13 protein-coding genes are annotated in these 15,328 nt (G+C 76.6%); 12 read left to right on the top strand and 1 reads right to left on the bottom strand.

Annotated features, from left to right (window positions below; genetic code table 11):
- The first annotated feature begins 17 nt into the window (after positions 1–17).
- Entirely contained in the window at positions 18–1,022 is a 1,005-nt protein-coding gene (locus IE99_RS0112215) for a lactonase family protein (RefSeq protein ID WP_245623172.1), read from the top strand.
- A 4-nt stretch (positions 1,023–1,026) separates the two neighbouring features.
- Here the strand turns inward: IE99_RS0112215 and paaZ are convergent, their stop codons facing one another.
- Complete coding sequence (gene paaZ / locus IE99_RS0112210) at positions 1,027–3,075, bottom strand: phenylacetic acid degradation bifunctional protein PaaZ (RefSeq protein ID WP_211258793.1); 2,049 nt, start codon at positions 3,073–3,075, stop codon at positions 1,027–1,029.
- Positions 3,076–3,247: 172 nt separating this feature from the next.
- Here paaZ and mgrA point away from each other — a divergent pair, with 172 nt between their 5' ends.
- From mgrA to IE99_RS0112155, 11 genes are all read left to right on the top strand, one after another.
- Positions 3,248–4,273 carry an L-glyceraldehyde 3-phosphate reductase gene (gene mgrA, locus IE99_RS0112205; protein ID WP_030168466.1) on the top strand — a complete coding sequence of 342 codons (1,026 nt, stop codon included), beginning with the start codon at positions 3,248–3,250 and terminating at the stop codon, positions 4,271–4,273.
- Positions 4,274–4,300: 27 nt separating this feature from the next.
- Positions 4,301–4,750 (top strand): YbhB/YbcL family Raf kinase inhibitor-like protein, encoded by a 450-nt coding sequence (locus tag IE99_RS0112200; RefSeq protein ID WP_030168465.1) that lies wholly within the window; start codon positions 4,301–4,303, stop codon positions 4,748–4,750.
- Between the two features lie 413 nt (positions 4,751–5,163).
- Positions 5,164–6,801 (top strand): carbamoyltransferase family protein, encoded by a 1,638-nt coding sequence (locus tag IE99_RS0112195; RefSeq protein ID WP_030168464.1) that lies wholly within the window; start codon positions 5,164–5,166, stop codon positions 6,799–6,801.
- Positions 6,798–8,393, top strand: a complete 1,596-nt coding sequence (locus IE99_RS0112190) for an HAD-IIIA family hydrolase (protein ID WP_030168462.1) — start codon at positions 6,798–6,800, stop codon at positions 8,391–8,393. Before IE99_RS0112195 ends, IE99_RS0112190 begins: the two co-directional genes overlap by 4 nt.
- A complete protein-coding gene (locus IE99_RS0112185; RefSeq protein ID WP_030168460.1) occupies positions 8,390–9,418 on the top strand; it encodes a glycosyltransferase family 9 protein in 1,029 nt (342 codons plus the stop codon). Before IE99_RS0112190 ends, IE99_RS0112185 begins: the two co-directional genes overlap by 4 nt.
- The gene (locus tag IE99_RS0112180; RefSeq protein WP_030168458.1) at positions 9,415–10,410 is read left to right on the top strand and encodes a glycosyltransferase; all 996 of its coding nucleotides are present in this window, start codon (positions 9,415–9,417) and stop codon (positions 10,408–10,410) included. Before IE99_RS0112185 ends, IE99_RS0112180 begins: the two co-directional genes overlap by 4 nt.
- Positions 10,407–11,654, top strand: coding sequence for a glycosyltransferase (locus IE99_RS0112175; RefSeq protein ID WP_030168455.1), 1,248 nt, complete (start codon positions 10,407–10,409; stop codon positions 11,652–11,654). The genes IE99_RS0112180 and IE99_RS0112175 overlap by 4 nt, the downstream gene beginning before the upstream one ends.
- Positions 11,651–12,244, top strand: coding sequence for a D-sedoheptulose-7-phosphate isomerase (locus tag IE99_RS0112170; RefSeq protein ID WP_084219464.1), 594 nt, complete (start codon positions 11,651–11,653; stop codon positions 12,242–12,244). Before IE99_RS0112175 ends, IE99_RS0112170 begins: the two co-directional genes overlap by 4 nt.
- Positions 12,241–13,638 (top strand): D-glycero-beta-D-manno-heptose 1-phosphate adenylyltransferase, encoded by a 1,398-nt coding sequence (rfaE2, locus tag IE99_RS0112165; protein WP_030168447.1) that lies wholly within the window; start codon positions 12,241–12,243, stop codon positions 13,636–13,638. The genes IE99_RS0112170 and rfaE2 overlap by 4 nt, the downstream gene beginning before the upstream one ends.
- Entirely contained in the window at positions 13,635–14,312 is a 678-nt protein-coding gene (locus tag IE99_RS0112160) for an SDR family oxidoreductase (protein ID WP_030168445.1), read from the top strand. Before rfaE2 ends, IE99_RS0112160 begins: the two co-directional genes overlap by 4 nt.
- A complete protein-coding gene (locus tag IE99_RS0112155) occupies positions 14,303–15,328 on the top strand; it encodes a glycosyltransferase family 9 protein (RefSeq protein WP_084219455.1) in 1,026 nt (341 codons plus the stop codon). Before IE99_RS0112160 ends, IE99_RS0112155 begins: the two co-directional genes overlap by 10 nt.

Below are 15,328 nucleotides of genomic sequence, written 5' to 3'. Positions count from 1 at the left end.
TTCGCTGGTGGGGGGTCGTGGTGGGTTCGCGGGCGTTGTGGGTCGGGACCTACACCGGGGAGATGGGGGCGGGGTCCGGCGTGTACCGGGTCCCGCTGGCGCCCGGCGGGCTCCCGGAGCGCGCCCGGCTCGCGGTGGACGCCGCGTCGCCGTCGTTCCTCGCGACGCACCCGTCGGCGGACGTGCTCTACGCGGTCGAGGAGGCCGAGGCGGGGACCGTCACGGCCTACTCGGTGCTGGGCGGATCCCTGCGCTCGCTCGGGTCGGCCGCCGTGGGGTCGCTGCCCTGCCACCTCTCCGTGCAGCACGGTCACCTGGTCGTGGCGGACTACGGGTCCGGGACGGTCCACGCCGTCCCTCTCGGCGCCGACGGCGCGTTCGCCGGAACGCCCCTGGTGGCGTCCGGGCGCGGGAGCGGGCCGGACGCGACCAGGCAGGAGGGGCCGCACGCCCATATGACGGCGGCGGCGCCCGACGGGCACGTCCTGGCGACGGACCTCGGCGCCGACCTCGTCCGGTCGTTCACGCTCTCCGGCGGGACGCTCGCGCTCGCCGGGGAGACGCGGCTCCCGGCCGGGTGCGGGCCCCGGCACCTGGCCGTCCACCCCAGCGGGCACGTCTACGTGGTCACCGAGCTGGCCGCGACGCTGCTGGTGCTGCGCCCGTCCGGCGGGTACGCGGCGCTGGAGGTCGTCGCGGAGTCGGCCGCGACGGCGTCCGGCGGCCCGGCGCAGTGCGCGGCGATCAAAGTCGGGGACGGGTTCGTGTACACGTCGGCGCGGGGCCCCGATGTGGTGACGGCCCACCGGATCCTGGACGGCGGCGCGGCACTGGAGCCGGTCGCGGACGTCCCGTCCGGCGGGGCGTGGCCGCGCGACCTGCACGTCGACGGCGACCGGCTGTACGTCGCCAACGAGCGCGGCCACACGGTCACGGCGTTCCGGATCGGGGACGACGGGATTCCGGCCCAGGACGGGCCGGGTCTGGCCGTCCCGTCGCCCGTGTGCGTGATCCCCGCCTGACCCGTCAGCCGTCCCCGGAGCCGGGGCGCTTCGCGACCAGGGTCAGCACGTCGTACTTCGCGACGGACGCGCCCTCCTGGTTCGTGACGTCGGTGTCCCAGCGGACCTCGCCGTAACCGGCGCCCTCCCTGGGCGTGATCTCCTTCGCGGTGAGCGTGACCGTCAGCTCGTCGCCCGGCTTCACCGGTGCCAGGAACCGCAGGTTCTCCAGTCCGTAGTTCGCGAGGACGGGCCCGGGGGCCGGGTCGACGAACAGGCCCGCCGCGAACGACACGACCAGGTAGCCGTGCGCGACGCGGCCGCCGAAGAACGGGTTGGCGCGCGCCGACTCCTCGTCCATGTGGGCGTAGAAGGTGTCGCCGGTGAACTCCGCGAAGTGCTCGATGTCGTCCAGGGTGACGCGGCGGGGGCCGCCCACGGCGGTGTCGCCGACCCGCAGGTCCTCCAGGTGCTTGCGGAACGGGTGCTCCCCGGTCACGTTCCGGTCGGTGCCCGGCACCCAGCGGCCGGTCAGCGCCGTCATCATCGACGGCCCGGCCTGGACGGCGGTGCGCCGCAGATGGTGGACCACGCCCCGGACGCCGCCCATCTCCTCGCCGCCCCCGGCCCGTCCGGGACCGCCGTGGACGAGCGCGGGCAGCGGCGACCCGTGCCCGGTCGACTCCTTCGCGTCCTCGGTGTTCAGGACGAGCAGCCGCCCGTGCCACGGCGCGGCGCCCAGCACGATCCGCCGGGCGAAGGCGGGATCGGCGGTGACGACGGACCCGGCGAGGCTGCCGCGCCCGCGCGCCGCGAGCTCGACCGCGTGCGCGGCGTCCCGGAACGGGATCAGGGTGCTGACCGGCCCGAACGCCTCGACCTCGTGGGGCTCGGGGCGGCCGGGGTCGTCGGCGCGCAGGAGAACCGGCGACATGAACGCGCCCCGCTCCGCGTCGGCGCCCCGCACGTCCGCCCGCTCGGGATCGCCGAAGACGAGGGTCCCGGCGTCCAGGAGCGCCTTCAGCGACCGGCGCACCTCCTCGCGCTGGTCGAGGCCGGCGAGCGCGCCCATGTGCACCCCGGGATCGGCGGGATCGCCGACGACGATCCCGGCGAGCCGGTCGCGGACGGCGGTGGCGACGGCGTCCAGCATCCCCTCCGGGACGAGCGCCCGCCGGATCGCGGTGCACTTCTGCCCCGCCTTGACCGTCATCTCCGTGACGAGCTGGCCCACGTACAGGTCGAACTCGGGCGTTCCGGGCGCGGCGTCCGGGCCGAGGACCGAGCAGTTGAGCGAGTCGGCCTCCGCGTTGAACCGCACCGAGTTCCGGACGATTCCCGGATGCGTCCGCAGCAGGGCCGCCGTGGACGCGGATCCGGTGAACCCGACGATGTCCTGCTCGGTGAGGTGGTCGAGGAGGTCGCGGGGCTCCCCGCACACCAGCTGCACGGACCCCTCCGGCAGGAGGCCCGACTCCACGATCAGCTCGACCAGCCGCGCCGTCAGGTACGCGGTCGGGCTCGCCGGCTTGACGAGGCTCGGCATGCCCGCGAGGAAGGCGGGCGCCAGCTTCTCCAGCGGCCCCCACACCGGGAAGTTGAACGCGTTGATCTGCACCGCGACACCGTGCGACGGCGCCAGCAGGTGCCGCCCGACGAACGTGCCGCCCTTGCCGAGGGGCTCGACGTCGCCCTCCAGGAGGACGGTGTCGTTCGGCAGCTCCCGCTTGCCCTTGCTCGCGTACGCGAACAGGACGCCGATGCCGCCGTCCACGTCGAACCGCGCGTCGTTCCGCGTGGCGCCCGTCCGGGCGGAGAGGGCGTAGAGCTCTTCGCGGTGCTCCCGCAGGTGGGACGCGAGAGCCTTGAGCAGGGACGCGCGCTGATGGAAGGTGAGCTCCCGCAGCACGGGCCCGCCGGTCCGCCGCCCCCATTCCAGGGCGGCGCCCATGTCGACGCCCGAGGACGAGATCCGCGCGATCTCCTCCCCCGTCACGGCGTCGTGCAACGGCGCCCCCTCGTCGCTCGGAGCATGCCACGAACCCGATACGAAGCTGCGCAGAACAGACACCATGACCTCCTCGTCGAAGTCTCAGCAAGAATCTGCCACCTTCCACGCTCCTTCACGCCTCCCGGACATGCCAGGCTCGGCGCCGGAACTTTGTCGGATCTTCCCCGGAGATCATGGGCTGCTCATGACGGAGCGTCATCCCCGCCGCGACCGACGGCACTGGATACTGCCGACCATGGTCCATGTCGCGGCAGACGATCGGTACGAGCGGACCCCGTATCGGAGGTGCGGGCGCAGCGGGCTGAAGCTGCCCGCGATCTCGCTCGGGCTGTGGCACAACTTCGGTGACGACCGGCCATTGGACGTACAGCGGGCGATCCTGCGCCGCGCGTTCGACCTCGGTGTGACGCACTTCGACCTGGCTAACAACTACGGGCCGCCGTACGGGTCCGCGGAGACCAACTTCGGTCGCGTCTTCAGGGAGGACTTCGCGCCGTACCGGGACGAGATCCTCATCTCCACCAAGGCGGGGTACGACATGTGGCCCGGCCCGTACGGCGAATGGGGGTCGCGCAAGTACCTCCTGGCGAGCCTCGACCAGTCGCTGAAGCGGATGGGCGTCGAGTACGTCGACATCTTCTACAGCCACCGCTTCGACCCCGAGACCCCGCTGGAGGAGACGATGGGGGCCCTCGACACGGCCGTCCGGTCCGGGCGGGCGCTGTACGCGGGGATCTCTTCGTACTCGGCGGAGCGGACGGCGGAGGCGGCCGCGATCCTGCGCGAGATGGGGACGCCGCTGCTGATCCACCAGCCGTCGTACTCGATGCTGAACCGCTGGATCGAGGCCGACCTCCTCGACACCCTGGAGGAGATCGGCGCCGGGTGCATCGCGTTCTCGCCGCTCGCGCAGGGGATGCTGACCGGCCGCTACCTGAACGGCGTCCCGGTGGGGTCGCGCGCCTCGAAGGGCACCTCCCTCTCGACCGATCTGCTCACCGAGGAGAACCTGCGGCACGTCCGGGCCCTGAACGAGATCGCGGCGGGGCGCGGCCAGTCGCTCGCGCAGATGGCCCTCGCCTGGGCGCTGCGGGACGGGCGGGTCACCTCCGCGCTGATCGGCGCGAGCGGCGTCGCGCAGCTGGAGGAGAACCTCGCCGCGCTGGACCGGCTCGATTTCACGGCGGACGAGCTCGCCGCGATCGACCGGGACGCGGTGGAGGCCGGCATCGACCTGTGGGCGGCGTCCAGCGCGCATTGACCACCTCTGACCGGGCACGACGCCGTCATGGAAGAGATCACGCTGCGCAGTGAGGCGTTCAACGATCACGCGATGATCCCGTCGGACTTCGCCCACGACCACGGGGATGTGTCCCCGCCGCTGGAGTGGTCGGAGGCGCCGGACGACGTGGTGGAGATCGCCCTCGCCTGCGAGGATCCGGACGCTCCGTCCGGAACGTTCGCGCACTGGCTGCTCGCCGGGATCGATCCGGCGACGACGGGCGTGGACGCCGGGGAGCTCCCCACCGAGGCGGTCCCCGGCCGCAACGACTACGGGTCGGCGGGGTACGGCGGCCCGATGCCGCCGCCCGGGGAGACGCACCGGTACTTCTTCCGGCTCTACGGGCTGTCGGAGCCGTCCGGCCTCCGACCCGGCTTCACGGCGGAGGACCTGAGGGCCGCCGTCCAGGACAAGGTCGTCGCGACCGGCACGCTCGTGGGCACGTTCGGCCGCTGAGCGGCCAGGAGGGCGGGCCGGGACGGATGGACGTCTCGGGCGAGCGCTTGAGCATGCAGTTGATCACTAGGCGCGCATCGGTACCTCATTCGTGTCGGCCGTCCAGGGGTTCCCGCCGCGATACCCGGTGCGCGCCCGTGAAACGTCGGTGGCCCGTCGGGCGTGCGCGGCCCGCCTAGCCGGGCGCCGTCCCGTCCGCGTACTCGCGGCCCTCCATGCGCTCGCGGCCCGTCCGTCCCGCTGTTCCCGCAGGTCACGGCGGACCGCAGTTGTTTAGAGCCGTCCGGCTCGGCAATGCCAAATCACCTATAGGGGATTTACCGCGGCGATCGGTGCCGGCGGATCCCCGATCGCGGTGCCTACGACGACGGCACCGGCTCTCATCCCGACGCTGTGCCGAATCGAGGCCGCCCATGCGCGTGCTCGGAATCAACGCGATCTTCCACGACCCCGCAGCCGCCCTGGTGGTGGACGGACGGGTCGTGGCCGCCGCCGAAGAGGAACGCTTCAGCCGCCGCAAGCACGGGAAGCGGCCCGTGGCGTTCTCCGCCTGGGAGCTGCCGGAGAAGGCGGCTCGATGGTGCCTGAGCGAGGCCGGGCTGGAGCCCGGCGACCTCGACGCCGTCGCCTACTCCTACGACCCGGCCCTCGTCGAGCCGGGCCTCGACGGGCACGACGCCCAGTGGGAGCGGCTGCGGACCCTGTACGCGCGGCGGGCGCCGAACTTCCTGGCGGCCGCGCTGCCGGGGCTGGACCCGGGGATCGTCCGGTACGTCCCGCACCATGTGGCGCACGCCGCGTCCGCCGGGCTGGCCGCGCCGGGGCCGGGCGACGGCGACGTCCTCGTCCTGGACGGCCGGGGCGAGTCGCACTCGCACCTCGCCGGGACGTACGCGGACGGCACGCTGACCACGCTGTACGCGCAGCGGCTCCCCCACTCGCTCGGCCTCATGTACGAGGACCTGACCGAGCACCTGGGGTTCCTGCGGTCCAGCGACGAGTACAAGGTGATGGCGCTCGCGTCCTACGGCGAGCCCCGGTTCCTGGACGAGCTGCGCGAGCGGGTGCGGGCCACCGGCGACGGCGGGTTCGCGGTCGAGCGGATCGACTGGGGGGCGCTCGCCAAGGCCCGCGCCCCCGACGGTGAGTGGACCCGCGACCACGCCGACCTGGCCGTGAGCGTCCAGCTGCGGCTTGAGGAGGTCCTGCTGGACCTGGCGTCCTGGCTGCACGGGCGGACGGGGTCGCGGCGGCTGACGCTGGCCGGCGGCGTCGCGCTGAACTGCGTCGCGAACTCGCGGCTGGCGGAGACCGGGCCCTACGACGACATCTGGGTGCAGCCCGCCGCCGGGGACTCCGGCACCGCGCTCGGCGCCGCGCTGCACGTGGCGCGGGACGCCGGGGACGCGATCACCGCGATGCCGGGCGCGGCGCTCGGCCGGGAGTGGAGCGACGACGATATCGCCCGGTGGCTCGACACCGCGAAGATCCGCTACGAGCGGCCCGCCGACCTCGCCGCGACCGTCGCGGAGGCGCTCGCCGACGACCGGGTCGTCGCGTGGTTCCAGGGCCGGTCGGAGTACGGGCCGCGCGCGCTCGGGCACCGCTCGCTGCTCGCGCATCCCGGGCACGCCGCGAACGTGGAGCGGCTCAACGACGTGAAGGGCCGCGAGCAGTTCCGCCCGATCGCGCCGATGGTCGCGCTGGAGCACGCCGCCGAGGTGTTCGACGGGCCGATCCCGAGCCCCTACATGCTGTTCGTGCACCGCGTCCGGCCCGGCTGGGGGGAGCGGATCCCCGCGGTCGTGCACGTGGACGGCACGGCCCGCGTCCAGACGGTGTCGGCGGACGACGAGCCGCTCGTGGCGCGGCTGCTGGAGGAGTTCCGCGTCCGGACGGGCCTGCCCGTCCTCATCAACACCAGCCTGAACACGGCGGGCCGCCCGATGGTGGACGACCCGCGCGACGCGCTGGAGTGCTTCGGCTCCGCCCCCGTCGACCTGCTGGCCATCGGCCCGTTCGTCGTCCGGCGCCCGGAGGTGCGCCGGTGAGCTGCGCCGTCGTCGTGCCGACCATCGGCCGCGCGAGCCTGCGGGCGGTGCTGGAGGCCGTCCAGGCGTCGGCCGCGCGCGGCCCCGGCCCCGCACCGGACGAGATCATCGTGGTGGACGACCGGCCCCGGCCGGACGCGCCGCCGCCGCCGTTCCCGGCCGGTCCGGTGGACGTCCGCGTGCTCCGCTCCGGGGGGCGCGGACCGGCCGCCGCCCGCAACACCGGGTGGCGGGCCGCCGCCACCGAGTGGGTCGCGTTCCTGGACGACGACGTCGTCCCCGGCCCGGAGTGGACCGCGAAGCTCGCCGGGGACCTCGCGGGCCTGCCCGCCGACGTGGCGGGCACGCAGGGCCGCGTCACGGTCCCCGCGCCGGACGGCCGCCGCCCCACCGACCTGGAGCGCGGCACCGCCGGGCTCGCCTCCGCCCGCTGGATCACCGCGGACATGGCGTACCGGCGGGACGTCCTCGCCGCGGCCGGAGGGTTCGACGAGCGGTTCCGCCGCGCCTACCGGGAGGACGCCGACCTCGCGCTGCGCGTCCTCGCGGCGGGGCACCGGCTGGTCCGGGGCGGCCGGGAGGTGGCGCACCCCGTCCGCGGCGCCGGGTTCTGGGCGTCGGTCCGTGCGCAGGCGGGCAACGCCGACGACGTCCTGATGTGGCGGCTGCACGGCCGGGGCTGGCGCGCCCGCGCCGGCGAGGGCCGGGGCATGCTGCGCCATCACCTCCTGGCGACCGGCGCCGGGCTGCTCGCACTGGCGGCGGCCCAGGCCGCGCTCGCCGGCCGGCGGGCGCCCGAACCCACGGTGCCGCCCTCCATCGCGCTCACCCGGAACCGGAGGGCGGCCGCGCACGCCGGCGGCGGGACGGCGGCCGCGGCGGCGGCGGGGGCGGGGGCCGTGTGGCTCGCGCTGACGGCCCGGTTCGCGTGGACGCGGGTGCGGCCGGGCCCGCGCACCCCCGGCGAGATCGTGACGATGGCCGTGACCAGTGCCGTCATCCCGCCGGCGGCCGTCTGGCACCGGCTGCGGGGCCTGTGGCGCCACCGCCGGGCCGCCGCCTGGGCCGGCTCGCGCGTCGTGCTGTTCGACCGGGACGACACCCTCATCCGGGACGTCCCGTACAACGGCGACCCCGCCCGCGTGGAGCCGGTGCGGGGCGCGCGGCAAGCCCTGGACCGGCTGCGGTCGCACGGCGCCCGGATCGGGGTCGTCTCGAACCAGTCGGGCGTCGCCGGGGGCCGGATCACGATCGCGGACGTGCGCGCCGTCAACGCGCGCGTCGATGAGCTGCTCGGGCCGTTCGACGCGTGGGAGTTCTGCCCGCACGGCCCCGGGGACCGCTGCGCGTGCCGCAAGCCGGCACCCGGCATGATCGAGCGCGCGGCCCGCCGGCTCGGCGCCCCGCCGGACGCCTGCACGGTCGTCGGCGACATCGGCGCCGACGTCGAGGCCGCGGCGGCCGCCGGGGCGCGCGGCATCCTCGTGCCCACCGGCCGGACCCGCCCGGCCGAGATCGCGCGGGCTCGCGAGGTCGTCCCGACGCTCGCCGCCGCCGTCGCCCTGATCCTCGAGGGACGGGGGCCGCGGTGAGGGTTCTCGTCGCTCGCCAGGACAACATCGGGGACGTCCTGCTGGCCGGGCCCGCGATCCGCGCGGTCGCGCGGAAGGCCGACGAGGTGGTGCTGCTGTGCGGGCCGCGCGGGCGGGCCGCCGCCGAGCTGCTGCCCGGCGTGGACGGCGTCATCGAATGGTGCGCGCCGTGGATCGACCCCGAGCCCTGCCCGGTCGAGGCGGACGACATCGCGGACGCCACGGAGCGGCTGCGGGGGTTCGACCGCGCGCTGATCCTCACCTCGTTCCACCAGTCGCCGCTGCCGCTCGCGCTGCTGCTCCGCCTCGCGGGCACGCCGTGGATCGGCGGGATCAGCGAGGACTACCCCGGGTCTCTGCTCGACCTGCGGCACCGGCCCGACGGCGAGGTGCCCGAGCCGCTGCGGATGCTCGCGCTCGCCGAGGACGCCGGGTTCCCGGCGCCCTCCGACCCGCGGCTGCGGGTGCGCGAGCCGCTGCCCGCGACGGGGCACCTCACCGGCGGCGGCGCCTATCTCGTCGTCCATCCCGGCACGTCGGTGCCGGCCCGCGCGTGGCCGCCGGAGCGGTGCGCCGAGGCCGTCCGGCTGCTGGCCGCGGCCGGGCACCGGGTCGTCGTCACGGGGCACCGGCGGGAGAAGGAGCTGACCGCGTACGTGGCCGGGTCCGACGGGCTCGACCTCGGCGGCCGGACCGCGCTGCCGGAGCTGGCGTCGGTGCTGCGGGGGGCGCGCGCCGTCGTCGCCGGGAACACCGGCCCGGCGCATCTCGCGGCGGCCGTCGGCACGCCGGTGGTGTCGCTGTTCGCGCCGACCGTCCCGGCGGCGCGGTGGGCGCCGTTCGGGGTGCCGCTGGCGCTGCTCGGCGACCAGCGCGCGGCCTGCCGGGACAGCCGGGCGCGGGAGTGCCCCGTCCCCGGGCATCCGTGCCTGGCGTCGGTGACGGCCGGGGAGGTCGCCGCGGCGGTGGAGGTCATGGCCTCGGTCGAGGCCGGGGCCCCGGTGGAGGAGGTGTACGCCCGATGAGGGTGCTGATGTGGCATGTGCACGGCTCGTGGGCGACGTCGTTCGTGCACGGCCCGCAGACGACGCTGGTGCCGCTCGTCCCGGACCGGGGCCCCGACGGGCGGGGCCGCCCCAGGACGTTCCGCTGGCCGGACCGGGCGGTTGAGGTGCCGTTCGACCGGCTGCGGGACGAGCACGTCGACGCCGTCGTCCTCCAGCGCCCGCACGAGCTGCGGCTCACCGAGCAGTGGCTGGGCCGCCGCCCCGGACGGGACGTCCCCGCCGTGTACGTCGAGCACGACACGCCGCGCCGGACCCCGTCCGACGCGAGCCTGCCGGAGGAGGTCGTGCCCGACAGCCGGCACTTCCTGCACGACCGCTCCGACATCCCCGTCGTGCACGTCACCCACTTCAACCGGCTGTTCTGGAACACCGGGCGCGCGCCCGCGCGCGTCATCGAGCACGGCGTCGCCGATCCCGGCTACCGCTACCAGGCGGACATGCCGCGCGCCGGCGTCGTCATCAACGATCCGCTGCGGCGGGGCCGGGTGACCGGCACCGACCTGCTCCCGGCCCTCGCGGCGGCGGTCCCCCTCGACCTGTTCGGCATGAACGTCGCGGACGCCCCGGAGCGGCTCGGCATCCCGCCGGAGTCGCTGTGGACGTTCGAGGACCTCCCGCAGGCGCGGATGCACGAGGAGCTCGCGCGCCGCCGCGTCTACGTCCACCCCTACCGGTGGACGTCCCTCGGCCTCGCGCTGATCGAGGCGATGATGCTCGGCCTGCCGGTGGTGGCGCTCGCCACCACCGAGGCGGTCGAGGCGGTGCCGCCGGAGGCGGGGGTGCTGTCGACCCGCGTCGCCACCCTGGCCGAGGCGGCCCGGACCCTGGCCGCCGACCCGGCGCGCGCCCGCCAGATGGGCAAGGAGGCGCGGGCGTACGCCGTCGAGCGGTACGGCCTGGCGCGCTTCCTGCGCGACTGGCGGCGGACTCTCGAGGAGGTAACGCGATGAGGATAGCCATGGTCTCCGAGCACGCCAGCCCGCTGGCGGCCGCCCGCGGCACCGGGGGCGCGCCGCCGCCGGCGCGGCTGGGCGGTGCGGACGGCGGCGGGCAGAACGTGTTCGTCGCGGAGCTCGCCGCGGAACTCGGGCGCCAGGGCCACGAGGTGACCGTCTACACGCGGCGCGACGGCCCGGACCTCCCGGACCGGGTGCGGCTCGCGCCCCGCGTGGTCGTCGAGCACGTCGTGGCGGGCCCGCCGCGGGAGGTCGCGAAGGACGACCTGCTGCCGTGGATGCGCGACTTCGGCCGCCACCTGGAGCGCCGCTGGGCGGACGATCCGCCGGACGTGGCGCACGCGCACTTCTGGATGAGCGGCCTCGCCGCGCTGCAGGCGGCGCGGGGCGCGCTGGAGGCGCGCAGGATGCCGGTCGTCCAGACCTACCACGCGCTGGGCACGGTGAAGCGCCGCCACCAGGGCCGGAGCGACACCAGCCCCCCGAGCAGGCTCCGCCTGGAGCGGGCCATCGGCCGGGACGCCGACGCCGTCATCGCGACCTGCTCCGATGAGGTCGCCGAACTCGCCGCGATGGGGGTGCCGGACGAGCGCGTCTCGGTCGTCCCGTGCGGCGTGGACCTCGGCCTGTTCCGGCCGGACGGCAACGCGCCCGCCGGGCACGGCCGGCACCGGCTCGTCGTCCTGTCGCGGCTCGTTGAGCGCAAGGGCGTCGACACCGCGATCCGGGCGCTGGCGCACCTGCCCGGCGCCGAGCTGGCCGTGGCGGGCGGCCCGCCCCGCGCGGGCCTGGACGCCGATCCCGAGGTGCGGCGGCTGCGGAGGGCCGCGGCCGAAGCCGGTGTCGCGGACCGGGTCGCGTTCCTCGGCCGGCTCGGCCGCGCCGAGGTCGCGCCGCTGCTGCGGTCGGCGTCCGCCGTCGTCACGCTGCCCTGGTACGAGCCGTTCGGGATGGTGCCGCTGGAGGCGATGGCGTGCGGCGTCCCCGTCGTCGCCACCGCCGTCGGCGGGCACCTGGACACGGTCCTGCCGGGCGTGACGGGCCTGCTCGTCCCGCCCCGGGACCCGGAGGCGGCGGCCGCCGCCCTCCGCCGCCTGCTGAACGACCCGGACCGCCGCGCCGCGATGGGCTCCAACGCGGCCCGGCGCGCGAGGACCCGCTACTCGTGGTCCCGCATCGCGTCGGAGACCGCCCAGGTCTACCAGCGGGCCTACGCGGTGTGCGGGGTGCCGGCATGACGACCACCGCGACCACCGCCGCCGTCGTCCAGGAGCGGCGGCTCGAGGAACTGGCCGAGGCCGCGCTGCGGTTCCGGGCGCACGTGCCGACGATCGCCGCGTGGGGGCGGCGGCTCGCCGTCGTGCTCGGCGCGGGCGGGCGGCTGCTGGCCTGCGGGAACGGCGGCAGCGCCGCCGAGGCGCAGCATCTGACGGCCGAGCTGACCGGCCGGTTCGAGGACGACCGGCGGCCGCTGTCGGCGATCCCGCTGCACGGCGACACCTCGGCCGTCACGGCGATCGGCAACGACTACGGCGCGGCGGAGGTGTTCGCCCGGCAGGTCCGGGCGCACGGCCGCGCCGGGGACGTGCTGATCTGCCTGTCGACCAGCGGCCGCAGCCCGAACGTGGTGGCGGCGGCGCGGCTCGCCCGGCGGCTCGGGCTGACCGCGTGGGCGGTCACCGGGCCGGCGCCGAGCCCGCTGTCGGACGTCTGCGACGAGACGATCGCCGTGGACGCCGGGTCGGCGGCGACCGTCCAGGAGATCCATCTCGCCGCGATCCACCTGCTGTGCGGGGTGATCGACGAGACGCTGGGGGTGCGGCGATGACCGCGCCGCTGGTCGTCGTCGGCGACGTCCTGCTGGACATCGACATCGTCGGCAGCAGCAGCCGGATGTGCCCGGACGCGCCGGTCCCGGTCGTGGAGGGGGCCCAGGAGCGGCCCCGGCCCGGCGGGGCGGGGCTCGCGGCGCTGCTCGCCGCCGCGACGGGGCGGGAGGTGGTGCTCGTCGCCGCGCTCGCCGACGACGAGCCGGGCCGCCGGCTGCGGGCGATGCTGGAGCGGCACGTGGCGGTCGCCGCGCTGCACCTGCGCGGCGGGACGCCCTGCAAGCTGCGGATCCGGTCCGGGGAGCACGCGGTCGCGCGGCTGGACGCCGGGGAGGGGCGGGCGCAGGACGGGCCGGTCGGCCCCCGGGTCGCCGACGCGATCGCGGGCGCGGGCGCCGTGCTGGTCTCCGACTACGGCCGGGGCGTCACCCGGCACCGGGCGGTCCGGTCGCTGCTGGCGGGGCTGCCCGGCGGGGTCCCGGTCGTCTGGGACCCGCATCCGCGCGGGGAACCGCCCGTGCCGGGCACCCGACTGCTCACCCCGAACGAGGCGGAGGCGACCCGGCTCACCTCCGCCGGCGGCGCCGACATCCCCGGGACGGGGCTGGCGGCGGCCGGCCGGCGGGGCCGCCACCTCGCCGAGCGCTGGGGCCTGGACGGCGTCGCGATCACGCTGGGCGCGGAGGGCGCCCTGCTGTGCGACGGGACGGAGGCGCCGTTCCTCGCGCCCGCGGAGCCGGCACGCGGCGACACGTGCGGCGCGGGCGACAGTTTCGCGGTGGGCGCGCTGGACGTCCTCGCGGGCGGCGGGACGCTCGCCGACGCCGTGGCCGAGGGGGTCCTGCGCGCGTCGCGGTTCGTCCGGGCGGGGGCGGCCTCGGCGGTCGCGGCGCGGCTCGCCGAACCCGGCACCGCCCGGATCGTCCCGGAGCGCGGCGAGGACGGCTACGAGATCGCCGCCCGGGTCCGCCGCGCGGGCGGCACCGTCGTCGCCACCGGCGGCTGCTTCGACCTGCTGCACGCGGGGCACGTGAGCCTGCTGCAGCAGGCGCGGCGGCTCGGCGACTGCCTGGTCGTCTGCGTGAACTCGGACGCGTCGGTGCGCCGGATGAAGGGCCCGACGCGCCCGGTGACGACCGCCGCCGACCGCGTCCGGGTGCTGGAGGCGCTCAGCGACGTGGACGCCGCGGTGGTGTTCGACGACGACACGCCGGTGCCGCTGCTGGAGCGGCTGCGGCCGGACGTGTGGGTGAAGGGCGCCGACTACGCCGGGACGGACCTGCCCGAGGCCGCGACGGTCCGGGCGCACGGCGGGGAGGTGGTGCTGCTGCCGCTGCTGGCGGGGCGCTCCACGACCCGCCTGCTGTCGACCACGAAGGGAAGCGCGTCATGAACGTCCTCATCACCGGCGGATCGTCCGGGCTCGGCGCGGCCGTCGCGCGGCGCGTCGCGGACGACGGGGGAACTCCCCTCGTCCTGGACCTGCGCCCGCCGGAGGACGGGCACGCGCACATGCTCGCCGACCTCACCGACCGGACCTGCGCGGAGCGGGCCGTGCACTGCCTGGCCCGGTCCGCCGGGGGGCTGGACGCGGTCGTCGCGGCCGCCGGCGTCGACGCGTGCGGCACGCTCGGCGACGTGCCCGCCGACCGGTGGGAGCGGGTCGTGGCGGTGAACCTGCTCGGCACCGCCGCCGTGGTCCGGGCCGCGCTCCCCTATCTGGAGCACGCGCCGAACGGGCGGATCGTCACCGTCGCGTCCACGCTCGGCTTCCGGGCGCTGAGCGACGCGACCGCGTACTGCGCGTCCAAGTTCGGGGTCGTGGGCTTCACTCGCGCGCTGGCCGCCGAGCTCGCCGGGCGGATCGGCGTCACGCTGCTGGTGCCCGGCGGCATGGACACCGCGTTCTTCGACGACCGCGAGGAGCGGTACCGGCCGGGGCCGGACGCCAAGCTGAACCGGCCCGAGGACGTCGCCGCCGCGGTCGCGTTCGCGCTCGCGCAGCCGCCCGGCTGCGAGGTGCGCGAGCTGGTCGTATGCCCGGCGAAGGAACCCTCATGGCCGTGAACGGCAACGTGGGCGGGGCCGTGAACGGCGTCGGGGGCGGGGGCGTGAACGGCGCCGCCGCGTCCGCGGCGATCGCGGCGACCGCGCGGCGGGTGCTCGTGCTGCGGGCGCTGGGCCTCGGCGACCTGCTCACCGCCGTCCCGGCGCTGCGGGGGGTGCGGCGCGGCCTGCCCGGGGCGCGGATCACGCTGGCGGCCCCCGCCGCGCTGGCGCCGCTGGCGCAGGCGACCGGCGCGGTCGACGACCTGCTGCCGCTGGACGGCCTGGACCCGCCGCCGGCGCCGATCGGACCGGTGGACGTGGCGGTGAACCTGCACGGGCGGGGGCCGGAGAGCCACCGGCTGCTCGCCGCGCTCGGGCCCGGCCGGCTGGTGGCGTTCGCGCACCCCGGCGTCCCGCACACCGAGGGGCCCGACTGGGATCCCGACGAGCACGAGGCGGGGCGCTGGTGCCGGCTCGTGCGCGCCCACGGCCTGGACGCCGACCCCGCCGACCTGGACCTGCCGGTCCCGGCGGTGCCGTCGCCCGCGCCCGGAGCCGTCGTGGTGCACCCGGGCGCCGCCTGCGGCGCCCGGCGCTGGCCCGCCGAGCGGTTCGCCGCGGTCGCGGCGGCGCTCCGGGACGCGGGCGAGCGCGTCGCCGTCACCGGCGGCGCGGGCGAGGCGCTCCTCGCCCGCCGGGTCGTGGACCTCGCCGGGCTCGGCGGCGGCGCGTGCCTCGCGGGCCGCACCGGGCCGGCGGAGCTCGCCGCGCTCGTCGCGGGCGCGCGGCTCGTCGTGTGCGGGGACACCGGCGTCGCGCACCTCGCGACCGCCTACCGGACCCCGTCGGTGCTGCTGTTCGGCCCGACGCCGCCCGCGCGGTGGGGGCCGCCCGACCGGGCGCAGCACCTGGTGCTGTGGGCGGGCCGGTGCGGCGACCCGCACGGCCGCGACCCGCATCCGGGACTGCTGGAGATCACCACGGCGGACGCCGTGGCGGCCGCGGGCCGGGCGCTCGCCCGGGCGCCCGCCTGA

This window comes from Spirillospora albida, assembly GCF_000718255.1.
Lineage (GTDB): Bacteria > Actinomycetota > Actinomycetes > Streptosporangiales > Streptosporangiaceae > Spirillospora > Spirillospora albida.
This window is presented reverse-complemented; position numbering and strand designations above follow the sequence as displayed.